The sequence below is a fragment of the Comamonas resistens genome (assembly GCF_030064165.1).
GTDB lineage: Bacteria > Pseudomonadota > Gammaproteobacteria > Burkholderiales > Burkholderiaceae_C > Comamonas > Comamonas resistens.
The window spans coordinates 3,530,230-3,544,654 of record NZ_CP125947.1; the positions used below are offsets into that span (position 1 = coordinate 3,530,230).

The window sequence follows — 14,425 nt, forward strand, 5'->3', positions numbered from 1 at the left end:
CTCTGCCCAACACAGGCAACTATGAAATTCATAGCTTCCTGCGCTTAACCCAAAAGGGCTTGAAGGCTAAAAACCTTCAAGCCCTTTTTGATTCTGCGGCCTCAGGAACAAGTCTGTAATGGCATCGCGGGCCGAAGCCTGTGAAAACCGTAGCAGCCGACAGTGCGGCCCTATTGCTCGGCAGCGGACTTGAGCGCGAGGTTCAGGCGCTCAAAGTCGGGGCGAAACTCTTCAACGTCCATCCACCAGAGCAACAAGCCTCTAAACCGCTCCCCATGCACCAGCCGCGTGCGCGGACGAGAAATATCTGGCCGCTGAACCGGTTGCAGCTCAAAGAAATGCTCACCGTCAAAAATGCGGGGAAACAGCAACCGCCCGCGCCAGCGCAATTCACGGGCGGCCTGCACCTTCAGAACCAGCGGCCTGAACTGCATGCGCCTGCCTTGCGAAGTCTGCAGCTGGTTGATCAGCCTACCCCCCTGCACCAACTCGCCCTGCATGGAAACAATGAACGGATTCCAGTGGCTGTAGCTTTCGGGATTTCCCAACAGCTCCCAGACTCTTTCCGGCGTGGCCTCGATCTCGATGCTGGTGTGCAGCTCTGCCTTCGGGGCCCGCCAGAGCGCCAGCGCAGTCAAAAGAATGGAAGTTGAAATCAGCAAAATTCCAGGCATGGCAAACCTTTCAAGTCATGAGCGAGAAATGCTAGGCAAACCTTGCCCAAACTAAAATTGCCTAAATACTTGCAGTTGATATACGAAAATCAATGAACCAAGCCTCCTCAGAGTCCGGGCAGAGCAGCCCGCCTGCGCCGCCCAGCTGGGAACTTTGGCGCAGCTTTCTGGCGGTTGTGGAGCACGGCAGCCTTTCGGGTGCAGCGCGGGCCCTGAAGTTGACGCAGCCCAGCATCAGCCGACATGTCAACGCACTGGAGCAGTGCCTGAATGCAGCACTGTTCACGCGCTCGCGCCATGGCCTCAATCCCACGCCGCTGGCGACCTCATTGCTCGCACAGGTGCAAAGCATGGCGTCTGCTGCCGAAAGCCTGTTGCGCAGCGCATCCGCAGCGAGTGCTCAGGCACAGGGCATCGTGCGTATCACTGCCAGCGAAATGGTTGGCACCATGGTTCTGCCCCCCATGCTGGCCGCATTTCGGGAGCAACACCCGGCCATCGTGGTCGAGCTGGCCCTGTCCAACCGCAACGACGACCTGCTGCTGCGCCAGGCCGATATCGCAGTACGCATGCAGCGCCCCACGCAGGCAGCATTGGTTGCACGCCATGTGGGCTCGGTCAAAGCAGGGCTGTTTGCCCATCAGAGCTATGCCCGCAGACATGGCCTGCCCGGCAATCTGCAAGCGCTTTTTGCGCATCCGCTGATCGGGGTGGACCGGGATGAAACGCCTTTGCAGCACCCGGCTCTGGCAAAGCTTGGCCTGAGCCGTGAAAGCTTTGCCCTGCGCTGCGACAGCGACGTGGCGCAGTGGATGGCCATGCGGGCCGGATTCGGTATCGGGGCCTGTCAACACTCGCTGGTCGCGGAAGACCCGCAATACCTGCATGTGCTGCCTGAAGAGGTGCAATGGAACTACGAGATGTGGCTGGCCATGCATGAAGACCAGCGCGATACCTTGCGAATACGGCTGCTGTTTGACCATCTGGCCAATGGCTTGCAGCGCCATCTGTCGCAGACCGCAACAGCACCGCAGCCACCTGGGCCTGCCTGCTAGAAAAGCATATACACGCCCAACACCATCAGGCTTCCCATCAACACCTTCTTGAAACGCACAGGCGAGAGTTTTTCACGCAGCACCTCGCCCCAGTGCATGCCAGCCAAGGCAGGAATCAACATCAAGCCCGAAACCACCAGGCCGAGGCCCAGACCGCCGGAGACAGCGCCCTCCTTTTCAAACCACCACATGCCCAGCCCCAATGCCACGGTGGACACGGTGAAGCACAGGCCCATGGCCTGCATCAGTGCCTGACGCGCCAGCCCCAGAGATTGCAAAAAGGCCACGGCAGGCACGACAAACACACCGGTCAATGCGGTGATGCCTCCGGTGACAAAGCCCACCACCAGCCCCGACCAGGCCTGATGCCGTTGCGGCATCAGCCATTGCGGCCCGCACAATCCCCAAAACCCGTAGACCACCAGCGCCAGCCCCAAGGCCATACGCGCGCCAGGCAGGCCGCCCACACCGCCCCAGATGGCCATGCCGCCCAGCGTACCCGCCATGATTCCCAGCTGCATGCCTCCCAGACGCTTGAGTAGCAAAGGCAAGGTGTTGACGGGCCGCATCTGCACCACATTGGTCACCAGCGAGGGCAGCAGCAACAGCGCCGCCGCCTGCGCGGGCGGCATGAACAGCGCCAGCAAGGCCATGGAGACCGTGGGCAGCCCCAGGCCCAGCATGCCCTTGACCCATCCCGCCAGGCCAAACACCGCGACAGCGGCTGCGACCAGCCATGCTTCACTCAACATACTCATCCTTCAGATTTACCGAACTATCGACTCATGAGAAATTGCTTCACAAGCTCTTGACAGCCCAGATAATCCGCCGATAAATAGTGTTACACCAGCTGGATTTTTCAAACCAAGACTTCGTTAAAACCTGAATCACTTGCCATGCGCTTTGACCTCACCGATCTGCAGCTATTCGTGCATATCCTGGACAGCGGCACCATGACGGCTGCCGCGGCGCTCTCGCACATCACGCTGGCCTCGGCCAGCGAGCGCGTACGCGGCATGGAAGAGCAACTGAGCTGCGCCCTGCTGGAGCGCAAGGCGCGCGGGGTATCGCCAACGGCGGCTGGTCATGCGCTGGGCCAGCATGCGCGCCAGGTGCTGGCCCAGATGCAGCAGCTGCGCGGGGCCATGGGGGAGTTCGGTGCAGGCCTGGCCGGTCAGATCCGGCTGCGCGGCAATACCTCGGCCTTGCGCGAGCACCTGCCGCTGGCTGTTGGCGGCTTTTTGCTGCAGCACCCGCAAATCGCGCTGGAGCTGCAGGAATGCCCCAGTGTCGAGGTTCTGGATGGCCTGCGCCAAGGCCTGTGCGATCTGGGCGTGGCTGCCTGGGATGCAGACCAGCCTCCACCACTGGCCGGCCTGGAGTGCAGCATGTGGCGCTCCGATCAACTGGTGGCCGTACTCGCAGCCGACCATCCGCTGGCCGGGCATTCCAGCCTGACGCTGGCCGATCTCGTGCATGAAAACTGGGTAGGCCTGCCGCGTGACTCGGCCCTGCAGCAGTTGCTGATAAAGCAGGCCCTGAGGCTGGAAAAGGCCGATGCCGAAAAAAAGCCCCCTCTCACAGGCAGCACACTGCGCATGCGCGTGCAGCTGCCTCACCCCGAGGGTCTGTGCCAGTTGGTTGGGCAGAAGGTAGGCGTCTGCATCCTGCCTGCCGCCGCGGTCCGGCGCCACGCCGCAGCCACCGGGGTCGTGGCCGTACCTCTGGGCGACGCCTGGGCCAGGCGCCAGCTGTGGCTGTGCACGGCCAGAGGCAGCACCTTGCCCGGCCCGGCCAGCCAGTTGCTGGCCCATCTGCGCCGGGAGGCCGCTCTGCAGCCGTAGCCAGCGTTAAAAGGTCTCCCAATCGCCCCCATCATCAGATGCGGCAGTGCGCGCAGCAGGCTTGCCGGTAGCGGCAGGAGCAGCGGTCGCCAGTGCGGGGCGCTTGGGCTCCACCTTCCTGGCGGGCACAGCTCTGCTCGGCGCAACCGCAGGCTTGGGGTGAGGTTTGGCGACTCCAGGTTCATGCTGGATCAGCCCCCTCTGGCCCGCATCGCCGGGCAGCCGAAAGCGCGAGACGGCTTGCTGCAAACGGCGGGTCTGCGCTTCCTGTGAGCCGGCAGCGGCCGCTGCCTCCTCCACCAGGGCCGCGTTCTGCTGCGTGTTCTGGTCCATCTGGGTCACGGCCTGGTTGACCTGGGAAATGCCCGAAGCCTGCTCCTGGGAAGCGGCCGAGATCTCGCCCATGATGTCCGTCACACGCTGCACCGATGCCACGATCTGCTGCATCAGCTCGCCCGCATGCGCCACCTGGGCCGAGCCTTCGTCCACCTTGGTCACGGAGTCCTCGATCAGACCCTTGATCTCCTTGGCCGCCGTGGCCGAGCGCTGGGCCAGCGCCCGCACTTCGGAGGCCACCACGGCAAAGCCCTTGCCCTGCTCGCCGGCACGCGCCGCTTCCACGGCGGCATTGAGCGCCAGGATATTGGTCTGGAAGGCAATGCTGTCGATGACGGTGACAATTTCCGCCATGCGCCTGGAGCTGTCGGCCAACGCGCCGATGGTGGCAACAGCCTCCGTGCCGGCCTGACCGCCGCGCACGGCCACCTCCAGGCTGCTGGCGGCCAGTTGATTGGCCTGACGCGCGTTGTCGGCATTCTGGCTGACGGTGGAAGACAGCTGCTCCATGCTTGCCGCAGTCTCCTGCAGGGCCGAAGCCTGCTGCTCGGTACGGCTGCTCAGATTGGCATTGCCCAAGGCAATCTCCTGCGCCGCAACGCCGATCTCGTTCACGCCCTGGCGCACTTCGGTCACCATGCCGCTCAGGCTGGCCTGCATGCGCTGCAGCGAAGCCATCAGGCGGCCGATCTCGTGATGAGCTTCGGGGATACGGCCCGTCAGATCGCCCTGCGCCACGGTTTCCAGCACGCTGTTGGCCTCGGCTATGGGGAGCAGTACCTGGTTGCGAATGAACAGCCAGCAGCCCACGGCCAGCGCCAGGCCCAACACCATCAGCGCCGTGCTTCCGGCCAAGGCCTGAGATTGCGAAGCCTGGGCCTCGGCAATCAGGCTGTGCGAGCGCTGGTCCGCCGCCTCCAGATAGGTGCGGGTGGCCGCTGTCAGACCTTGCAGGGCATTGCGCCGCTCGGCGCGCATGGCCGTGCCGTAGTAACCTTCCTCATTACCGCTGCGCAAAGCCTGGGCACTGCGCTGCGCCATGTCCTTGTAGACCTGGAAGGCCTTGACCAGGGCACGGGCGCGCTCCTGCTCGTCCGGCAAGGCCTTGCCCTCGGTCTCGGCCAGAAAGGCCTGGGCCTGCTTGTCGGCACTGGCCAGCGCTTTTTCCGCATCGCCCACAGCCTCCTCCAGCGCAGCCTTGTCACCACGCAGCAATTCGCGGTAGCCCGTGGAAAACTCCAGCCGGTTCTCCACGATATGGATCTGCATCTGCTTGATGGCCATCAACCGGCCCTGAAAAAAATCGTACTGAGCCTGGGTTCCTGCAGCGCCCTTGACCGTGCTGTGCAGGCCTTCACCTATGGCCACCGCCAGGGCCAGCAGCATCAGGACCAGCACCAGGATCAACCCCTTGCGGATACTCAGAAATCGGAACATCGAAAACTCCCGTTGTGAACAACTACCTTCACCGCAACACAGGCCAATGCTGACGACGCGGCCGTCCGATTGTGCGCATCCCTGCCCTGCAGGTATCGCTGGAAAAACAGGTATTCGACCATCCAGCCCGGGCGACCGACAGCGCCCGCACACTCAGGTAAAACGGGTGTATTGCAAAAGTCGGTGCCCACTCGTAGGTCAGCAGCTGTGCTACCTCAGGCTGCGGTGCTGCGGCGGCGGCTCCATGCGCAGACAAACGGGCTGGCTCCTCACCAGCACTGCTCCAGCAACCACCTCAAGGCAGCAACGACAAAAAACATTGCTGCAGAGCAGTCAGCTCAGGTCTTGAGCCCCAGCCGCGCAAGCTTTTTGATCAAGCCAACACGCGAAATACCCAGACGCCGCGCGGCTTCGGATTGATTGCTGCCCGCCTGCTCCATCGCGTCACGGATCATGCGGGTTTCCAGCTCGGCAATGGCTGCATCCAATGCACCAGCTTCCATCGACACTGGTGCAATTGCTGCACTGATCTCGGGCAGGCTCATGCTCTCGCCACTGGCAAACTTCAGCAGATCCACATCGACCAGCTCGCTGTCCGGCATGATCAGCGCGCCCGCGGACTCGACCGTAGCGCGCAGTTGGCGCACATTGCCTGGCCATTCATGTGCGGCCAGCCAGCTCAGCGCTTCAGGCGTCAGACGCGCATGGCTGGCCACGCCGCGTAAAAAGCGCGCCGCCAGCAGTGGCACATCGTCTTGTCGCTCGGCCAAGGACGGCGTACGCAACACCATACCTTTCAACCGGTAATAAAGGTCTTCGCGAAAGCTGCCCTCGCGCACCATGGCTTCCAGATCGCGGTGAGTCGCTGCCACCAGCCGCACATCGGCTTTTTTCAGCTCTCGCCCGCCCACGGGCATAAAGCTGCCTTCTTGCAAAAAGCGTAGCAACTTGACCTGCATGGGCGCGGGCATCTCACCCACTTCGTCGAGAAACAAGGTGCCGCCATGCGCGGTTTCCACCAAGCCGGGCTGGTCGCGATACGCACCGGTAAAACTGCCTTTGAGGTGGCCAAACAGCTCACTTTCCAGCAACTCCGCAGACAGCGCCCCGCAATGAATCACGGCAAACGGACCGCCGCTTCGGCGGCTTCCCTGGTGCAAAGCTCGCGCCACCAGCTCCTTGCCCGTACCCGTGGGGCCCAGCACGATCACATTGACCGAGGTGGCAGCCACACGCTGCACCATGGCGCGCAACTGCAGCATGCAGGCAGTCTGTCCGACCAGGCCCATTTCGCCATTGCCGTGCGCCAAGCTGGCGGCGCGCAACTCGCGCAACTCTTCATCCAGCCGCGCCTTGTGCATGGCGCGGGTGACAACAAAGCGCAGCATGTCCGGATCAATCGGCTTGGTGAGAAAGTCCCACACGCCCTGTTCCGCCGCACGTAGCGCTAGGTCACGATCTCCATGGCCGCTGAGCACCACCACCACCGCCGAAGAAAAATGCGGAATCAGCGAAAGCCCCGCCTCGGGGTCCATGCTGGGCGGCATGGCCAGATCCAGCAACACCACCTGCGGTGGGTCTTGCACAAAGGCCTGCAAGGCTTCATCCACATCGCCGGCCACCGAGACCCTGTGGCCCAGATTGCGCAAAAAAGAACTACCCAGGCGCTGATAGGCGGGCTCGTCATCGACCAGCAAAATATGGCCTACAGCGGAAGTCTGCACTTTATTCATAGAGGTGAGGTCTGCGGAAAACGCAGCGTAAAACAGGTTTGCCAGGGTGCACGCGTGCTCAGTTCGGCAGTTCCTCCATGGGCCGCCATGATGCGTGCAACAATGGCCAGGCCAAGCCCTGTTCCGCCAGGGCTGCGCGATGCAAAGGGTTGAAAAATCTGCTCGCGCATGTCGGCAGGAATGCCAGGGCCGTCATCGCAAACATGGACCAGCAGTTGCTGGGCGCTGCTCTCCACATCCACATAGATGCGCCGCTGGCCTGCCGCAGCCTTGGCATTGGACAAAAGATTGCTCACGGCCTGATCAAAGCGCACCGGGTCCACCAGTGCCTGCACAGGCTGCGCCAGAACCGCGCCAAGCTCGATGCCCGGCACATGTCTTGCCAGGCTCTGCATACGCGCCGCAATATCGGTTTGCACGGGCTGAATCTGCCAGGGTTTGGCGTAGTCCAGCAGATCTTCGGTCAACCGCGAGATACGGCCAATCTGCGCATTGACCTCCTGGCGCGTCTCCGCAGGCGACATGGCCACCGCCATGCTGATGATGTTGAGCGGGTTGCGCACATCGTGCGCAACCGTGGCGGCCAGCGAACCCAACTCAGCCAGCCGTGCCTGCAACTGGTACTCACGCTCACGCTGCTGGGCCAGCTCCGCCAGTTCCACCTGGGTGGCGGCATCCGCCAGCGTGGCACCAAACAGCTCCACCCAGTGGCGCTGGCCGGGTGATGCTTCATCGAACCCCGTCAAGATGGTTTGCCATTCGGCGCCCGCATGGCTGCTTGATTTGGTGCAGCACATGGTGGGCGCATGGGTCTGCGCCCCGGCAGTGGCCAACACCTGCATGCTGCGCTGCAATTGCACGCATACATTGAGGCCCATGCGTTGCGAGGCCATTTGGGCTGCGTTGTCTGCCAAGGTCTCCATCGATGCGCCCTGGCTGAGCTGACCACGCCACTGGCGCAAATCGGCAGCCGATGGAACACCGCCCGGGTAGACCAGCTTGGCTGCAATGCGCCAAACCGGCCCGCTCAATGCCACACAGGTTGCGGCAACCACCACGGCATTCAGCCACCTGGAATCCATGGGCAGCAGCACCGTCAGCGGCACCACCATCACGCACAACAAGATCAGCAAGGCCGACGCCAGCGCACGCCGCGCCCAGACATTCGCCACAAACACGCGGTAGCGCAGGATGCCGTACACCAGGATCACCGGGTAGGCAGGCGCAGCCAGCACCTGCCAGGGGTACACAGGAATATCCAGCGCCGCAAAAAGATAGCCCGACATGGCCATCAAGCCCCAACCGCAAGACACGGCAACCGCCGCAATTTGCCGCCGCCGCTGCGAAGACGCATGCCACCACCCGACTGCCAGCGCCAGCATGCCGCCAGCAGCCAGCACGACCCAGGCAATGCTGCTGATCCAGCCATGGATATTGGGCACCACCACCCATTCCACCCCCGTAAAAGGCGGGAAATGCTTGAACTCCCCAGGCCACCCAACCAGGGACTGGACAGTGGCCAACCCCGCCATTGCATAGGCCAGGCGCATCCATCCCGGCCTGATGGCAACCTCGCAAAAAATCACACAGAAATGCAAAAAAGCGGCGGACGTCAACGGTAGCGATGACAGCAGCAGCATGGCCACGGGCGCGGTCTCGATACCAGCCCAGTTGGGCAGCTCATTGCCCACAATCCAGGCCGCGACACCCAGCAGAAAGATCACCAGCAGACGCGCGCCTTGCACCTGCCGGGCCCAGTTCATCAGCACGGCACTGAGCGCCAGCGTTTCGATCAAGGTCAGCAACAAAGCAATATGGATGAGCATGGCCTGCACTGTAAACAGCGTTGACGATTTGCGATAGCAAACTGCCCCAACCTGTATACGACGTTTACAGGTCATAAAAATAATTCAATGAAATCAATGCACTAGAAAATGGCACGGTTGCTGCGTAGCTATAGCCATGCACACCACACCCCACTCCACTGCAGGCGCTACCGCTCAGCCAGAGCTGGATTTCGCCCTATTGGCGGGCGTTGCGGCCTGGCAGCAACTCTCGCCCGCCATACGCAAGCGCTTTGCCGCCGGGCATGGAGATGTCGCCTATCACGGCAGCTTGCAACTGCAGGCCTCTGTGATTGGCCGCGTGTTTGGCGCTATTGCCCGCTTGTTTGGCAGCCCGCTGGCAGCCAGGCGCAAACACCCGGTGGCAGCCACGGTCAACGTTCTGAGCGATGGACAAGGCGGCGTGATTTGGGAACGGCATCTGGGCCAAGCCGGCCAGACAGGCAGCCAGTGCGTGCGATCCACCAAACGGCTGGGACCTGGTGGCGGGCTCGATGAATGCACGGACGGCGGCCTTTCCATGCGACTTGAGGTCTGCGTGGAGGAAGGTGCCCTGGTCTTCTACAGCCGCCACTACTTTCTGCTGCTGGGTCGCTGGCGCCTGCGGGTGCCCAGCCTGTTGACCCCCGGCACCTGCCGCGTGGAACACCGCGACGAAGGCCCGGGCTGCTTTCGCTTCACGCTGGACATGAAGCACCCGCTATGGGGCCACACCTTTCACCAAACCGGGATTTTTCACGACCCCAAGGAGTCATGAGATGAACATGCATCTTGTTTTCGCCGTCATGAGCTTTCAAGCCTTGGTCGGTGCTTTTGACAACTTCTGGCACCACGAACTGGAGGCCAGACTGCCGCAGCGCATATCCGCCCGCCACGAACTGCGCCTGCACTCTGTGCGTGAGGCCATTTATGGCCTGCTGTTTGCCGGGCTTGCCTGGGTCCAGTGGCAAGGCTGGTGGGTCATGCTGCCTGCGGGCCTGCTGCTGGTGGAAATGTTCATCACCATTGCCGATTTTCTGGAGGAAGACCGCAGCCGCAAGCTCCCGCCGCTGGAGCGCGCCCTGCACACGGTGCTGGCTGTCAGCTACGGCCTGCTGCTGGGTGTGATTGCCCCCTTGTTCTGGCAAGCGGCGCAGCGCCCCTCGGCATTGATGCTGACCTCTTATGGTCTGTGGTCCTGGCTATTCAGCGTGGCCTCCATCGGCGTATTGGCCTGGAGCGTACGCAATGCCATTGCCGTGCGTGAACTGGGGCGCATGGTCGCCCCCCTGATGGATCCGCCCGCAAACCCGCAGGCCCGGGCGCAAGCGATTGGCCGATTGACCGTGCTGGTGACCGGTGGTACAGGTTTCATAGGTACGGCGCTGGTGCAAAAGCTGCTAAGTGAAGGCCGCCGCGTGATTGTGCTGACCCGCGATCCGCTCCAGGCCCGCGCTGCTCTGGGGCCAATGGTGTGGTGCGTGGACCGACTGGACGATATTCCGTCGGAAACACATATCGACGCCGTGGTGAACCTGGCTGGCGCAGGTATTCTGGGCGCACCGTGGACCCAAGCCCGCCGCCAATTGCTGGTAGGCAGCCGCCTGGAGATTGCCCGGCAACTGCGCCAGCTCATGCAGCGGCTGGAGCGCAAACCCGAAGTGCTGATCACCGCATCTGCCGTGGGTTATTACGGCGTACCTGACAACGACGATGCTTTGACAGAGAGTGCGCCTGCCCAATCCGGCTGCTTTCAGTCCGAGCTATGCGTCGCGATCGAAGCGGCTGCGCTGCAAAACCAGGACATGGGCATTCGTGTGGTCTGTCTGCGCCCCGGCATTGTGCTGGGCAAGGATGGGGGGGCCTACCCGGCTCTGGCTTTTGCCGCCCGTCTGGGCCTGGGCGCGACACTGGGCACGGGTCGGCAAGTCATGCCCTGGATTCACCGCGACGATGTACTGGGCCTGATTACCCACGCCATGGCCGAGCCCGCAGTGCAAGGCCCGCTCAATGCAGTAGCTCCGCAAATGCCCAGCCAGCAAGGCTTCACGCGGGCACTGGCCGCATCTCTGGGCCGCAATGCCTGGCTGCGCCTGCCTGCATGGCCGCTGCGCCTGGGTCTTGGCGAGATGTCGCAACTGCTGCTGTGTGGGCAAAACGCCGTGCCAACGCGGGCGCTGGCCAGCGGTTACCGCTTTACCCACGCCAGTCTGGAGAGCGCCCTGGCGGTTCTGGCGCATCCAACTTCAGAGCAGGCGGCGCCGGTCGCGCTTTATCAAGAGGCCTCTTGACACCTCCCAACCCACTGCCCAGCACTTTTCAAGCGCCATATCAATCTGTGGTGAAAAGCGCTATGCAGGACAATAGCGCCATCATGACCCTCAAAGCCCCCGAACTGCTGCTGCCTGCCGGCTCGCTCGACAAGATGCGCGCCGCCTACGACTTTGGTGCCGACGCCGTCTACGCCGGCCAGCCGCGCTACAGCTTGCGCGCTCGCAACAACGAATTCCGCCTGGAGCAGATCGGCCAAGGCATTGCCGAGGCGCATGCGCGCGGCAAAAAGTTCTTCCTGACCAGCAATCTGATTGCGCACAACGACAAGGTGCGCACCTATCTGCGCGACATCGAACCCATCATCGCCATGAAGCCCGACGCCATGATCATGGCCGACCCCGGGCTCATCATGATGGTCAAGGAAAAGTGGCCCGAGCAGGAAATCCACCTGTCCGTGCAGGCCAACACCACCAACCACGCCACCGTGAAGTTCTGGCAGAAGATGGGCGTCTCGCGCATCATCCTGTCGCGCGAGTTGAGCCTGGACGAGATCGAGAAGATCCGCCAGGAATGCCCCGACATGGAGCTGGAAGTGTTTGTGCACGGCGCGCTGTGCATCGCCTACTCGGGCCGCTGCCTGCTGTCGGGCTACTTCAACCGCCGCGACCCCAACCAGGGCACCTGCACCAACGCCTGCCGCTGGGACTACAAGACGCATGACGCGGCCGTGGACCCCAACACCGGCGAGGCGCTGGGCCAGACCATGGAAAACGGCTTCAACTTCGAGGAAGCCAAGAACGATCTGGACAACCAGTTCACCAGCACCTGCGGCGACCAGCAGCGCCATCCCAAGGCCGATGCCATCTATCTGCTCGAGGAAAAAGGCCGCCCCGGCGAGATGATGCCCATCATGGAAGATGAGCATGGCACCTACATCATGAACTCCAAGGACCTGCGCGCCGTGGAGCATGTCGAGCGCCTGACCAGGATCGGCGTGGACTCGCTCAAGATCGAAGGCCGCACCAAAAGCCTGTATTACGTGGCCCGCACGGCCCAGACCTACCGCCGCGCCATCGACGACGCCGTGGCCGGTCGCCCGTTCAACCCGCATCTGATCACCGAACTCGAAGGCCTGGCGAATCGCGGCTATACCGGCGGCCTGCTGGAGCGCCGCCCTGCCAATGACTACCAGAACTACGAAACCGGCCACAGCGTGCTGCAGCGCAGCCACTTCGTGGGCGCGGTGCGCGGTTATGCCGACGGCATGGCCGAGATTGAAACCATGAACCGTTTCGCCGTCGGCGACACCATCGAAGTGATTCATCCCCAGGGCAACCGCCAGGTCAAGCTGGAGAAGATGTTCAACCTCGAAGGCCAGCCCGTGGAAGTCGCACAAGGCAACCCCGTGCGCGTGCGCATTCCGCTGGAAGGCCCTGTGGAAGGTGCGCTGATTTCGCGACTGCTGTAAGCTCGACCGGCTTTGCTTTTCCAACGCCCCATTCGCTGGGGCGTTGCTCTTTTGTCTATAGCTGCTTTCGCTCGCCCCGTCTTGAATTCACATTGATTTCATGCTGAAAGCGAATACCAACAAGCGCAAGCAGCTCCTCAATTTAAAGAACACACATGGAACTGAAGATTGACGAAGGCCTGAAGGCCTATATCGACCCTCTGACCCCGGACGAGCACGAATCGCTGGAGCGCAGCATCCTCGCCGAAGGCTGCCGCGACTCCCTGGTGGTCTGGGGCGATCTGCTCATCGACGGCCACAACCGCTACGGCATCTGCCAGAAACACGGCCTGCCCTACAACACCGTGCAGGCCACGCAGTTCAAGAACATGGACGACGTGCATCTGTGGATGATCGACCAGCATCTGGGCCGCCGCTCGGTCTCCGACTTCCAGCGCGGCGTGCTGGCGCTGCGCAAGCGCGAGATCATTGCCGAGCGACGCGCTGCAGCAGCCGCTGCCGTGAACGCCGCCAAGGCCGCCCAGCCGGCCAGCGAGGAAGCCCCCAGGGAAGGCGAGACCGACCCCGTGGTGGCCCAGGCTCTGGCCAGCGTGGCCAAGGTGCCCGACGAGGCACTGGACACACGTGAAGCCCTGGCCCGCGCCGCCCGCCTGTCGGCCGGCCAGGTCAAGATGATCGAGACCATCCAGGAAAAGGCCGCGCCCGAAGTCGTGGCAGCGGTCAAGGCCGGCGAACTCTCGCTCAATGCCGCAGCCGTGGTCGCCACCCTGCCCGAGGAAGAGCAGCAGGCCGTGGCCGCCGAAGGCGCCGATGCGCTCAAGCAGGCCGCCAAGCGCGTGCGCGACGCCAAGAAAAAGCCCAAGGCCGCCAAGCCCGAAACCGAAGAATCGGCAGAAGCCGCGCCAGCCGCCAGCCCCGAAGAGCTGCAGGCCCGCGTCACTGAGCTGGAAGCTGAAAACGAGCGCCTGCGCATGCAGGTCAAGACGCTGCAGGAACTGCTGGCCGAGCAAGGCTGATCTCCTTCTGCCGAAAGCCAAAAAAACCCAAAGGCGAGACCGAGGTCTCGCCTTTTTCATGCCTGGGTTGCGCTAGCAATAGATCGTTTCGGATGCTCATCGTGTACCAATGGTTGCCTCAGATAAGACTCAAGTCATAGAACAGCCTCTTCCAAATACCTGAAATCAGTGATTGCACAGGTGTGTGCCATACATATAGGATTCACAGTTAATTACATTTATTGACAATCTCATACCTCTTGTATATGCCTTCTCATACAACCACGACTTGGTGGTTAACCGGCTTATCAGGTGCCGGCAAGACCACTTTGGCGCAGGCTCTTGCCAAAGAGCTGCGCGACCGTGCTGAAGCAGTCTGCGTCGTGGATGGCGATGAGTTGCGCAGCGGCTTGAGCCAAGATCTCGGCTTTGATAGTGCCAGTCGTGCGGAAAATGTCCGCCGTGCAGCTCACATGGCACGCATCCTCAATGCCAACGGCATTCATGCCGTGGTCGCGATGATCTCTCCTGCGGCGAAAGAGCGTGATGCCGCCTTGGCCTTGATCGGCAAAGAGCGCTGCAAGGAAATCTATATAAACACACCGCTGGAGATCTGCATGCTGCGCGATCCCAAGGGCTTGTATAAGCGTGCAGAGATAGGTCAGCTGACGCAAATGACCGGTGTGCAGTCGGCTTACGAGCCTCCACTCAGTCCCGCCTTGCACCTCGATACCAACGTCACTGAGATATCGCAGGCTGTGCTACAAATTCTTGCCATTTGACCCC

The 14,425-nt window shown here is 62.2% G+C and carries 12 protein-coding genes; 7 read left to right on the plus strand and 5 right to left on the minus strand.

Translation table 11 applies throughout. The features are described 5' to 3' along the window. Positions 1 to 170: 170 nt before the first annotated feature. The gene (locus QMY55_RS16445; protein ID WP_283485235.1) at positions 171 to 674 is read right to left on the minus strand and encodes an SRPBCC domain-containing protein; all 504 of its coding nucleotides are present in this window, start codon (positions 672 to 674) and stop codon (positions 171 to 173) included. Positions 675 to 766: 92 nt separating this feature from the next. On the opposite strand from QMY55_RS16445, the gene QMY55_RS16450 reads away from it, so the two are divergent. After that, on the plus strand, positions 767 to 1,729 hold the full coding sequence (locus QMY55_RS16450) for a LysR family transcriptional regulator (RefSeq protein WP_283485236.1): 963 nt from the start codon (positions 767 to 769) through the stop codon (positions 1,727 to 1,729). Here the strand turns inward: QMY55_RS16450 and QMY55_RS16455 are convergent. Then, complete coding sequence (locus QMY55_RS16455; protein ID WP_283485237.1) at positions 1,726 to 2,481, minus strand: sulfite exporter TauE/SafE family protein; 756 nt, start codon at positions 2,479 to 2,481, stop codon at positions 1,726 to 1,728. The two genes, QMY55_RS16450 and QMY55_RS16455, sit on opposite strands and share 4 nt — an antisense overlap. Positions 2,482 to 2,625: 144 nt before the next feature. Here QMY55_RS16455 and QMY55_RS16460 point away from each other — a divergent pair, with 144 nt between their 5' ends. Next, the gene (locus QMY55_RS16460) at positions 2,626 to 3,573 is read left to right on the plus strand and encodes a LysR substrate-binding domain-containing protein (protein WP_283485238.1); all 948 of its coding nucleotides are present in this window, start codon (positions 2,626 to 2,628) and stop codon (positions 3,571 to 3,573) included. Positions 3,574 to 3,579: 6 nt separating this feature from the next. Here the strand turns inward: QMY55_RS16460 and QMY55_RS16465 are convergent, their stop codons facing one another. The 3 genes from QMY55_RS16465 to QMY55_RS16475 all read right to left on the minus strand — a co-directional run bounded on the left by QMY55_RS16465 (position 3,580) and on the right by QMY55_RS16475 (position 8,905). Further along, positions 3,580 to 5,346 (minus strand): methyl-accepting chemotaxis protein, encoded by a 1,767-nt coding sequence (locus QMY55_RS16465; protein ID WP_283485239.1) that lies wholly within the window; start codon positions 5,344 to 5,346, stop codon positions 3,580 to 3,582. Positions 5,347 to 5,684: 338 nt separating this feature from the next. Next, a complete protein-coding gene (locus QMY55_RS16470; protein WP_283485240.1) occupies positions 5,685 to 7,079 on the minus strand; it encodes a sigma-54-dependent transcriptional regulator in 1,395 nt (464 codons plus the stop codon). Then, the gene (locus QMY55_RS16475; protein ID WP_283485241.1) at positions 7,076 to 8,905 is read right to left on the minus strand and encodes a sensor histidine kinase; all 1,830 of its coding nucleotides are present in this window, start codon (positions 8,903 to 8,905) and stop codon (positions 7,076 to 7,078) included. Before QMY55_RS16475 ends, QMY55_RS16470 begins: the two co-directional genes overlap by 4 nt. Before the next feature lie 136 nt (positions 8,906 to 9,041). Between QMY55_RS16475 and QMY55_RS16480 the strand changes: the two genes are divergently transcribed. The 5 genes from QMY55_RS16480 to cysC all read left to right on the plus strand — a co-directional run bounded on the left by QMY55_RS16480 (position 9,042) and on the right by cysC (position 14,421). Then, positions 9,042 to 9,680: a DUF4166 domain-containing protein gene (locus QMY55_RS16480; RefSeq protein WP_283485242.1), complete on the plus strand. Its 639-nt coding sequence runs from the start codon at positions 9,042 to 9,044 to the stop codon at positions 9,678 to 9,680. A 7-nt stretch (positions 9,681 to 9,687) separates the two neighbouring features. Further along, positions 9,688 to 11,193 (plus strand): TIGR01777 family oxidoreductase, encoded by a 1,506-nt coding sequence (locus QMY55_RS16485; RefSeq protein WP_283485243.1) that lies wholly within the window; start codon positions 9,688 to 9,690, stop codon positions 11,191 to 11,193. Positions 11,194 to 11,255: 62 nt separating this feature from the next. Continuing rightward, the gene (gene trhP, locus QMY55_RS16490; RefSeq protein ID WP_283485244.1) at positions 11,256 to 12,644 is read left to right on the plus strand and encodes a prephenate-dependent tRNA uridine(34) hydroxylase TrhP; all 1,389 of its coding nucleotides are present in this window, start codon (positions 11,256 to 11,258) and stop codon (positions 12,642 to 12,644) included. 155 nt (positions 12,645 to 12,799) lie between these two features. Then, a complete protein-coding gene (locus QMY55_RS16495; protein WP_283485245.1) occupies positions 12,800 to 13,660 on the plus strand; it encodes a plasmid replication/partition related protein in 861 nt (286 codons plus the stop codon). A gap of 245 nt (positions 13,661 to 13,905) precedes the next feature. Then, on the plus strand, positions 13,906 to 14,421 hold the full coding sequence (gene cysC / locus QMY55_RS16500; RefSeq protein WP_283485246.1) for an adenylyl-sulfate kinase: 516 nt from the start codon (positions 13,906 to 13,908) through the stop codon (positions 14,419 to 14,421). The last annotated feature ends 4 nt before the right edge of the window (positions 14,422 to 14,425 follow it).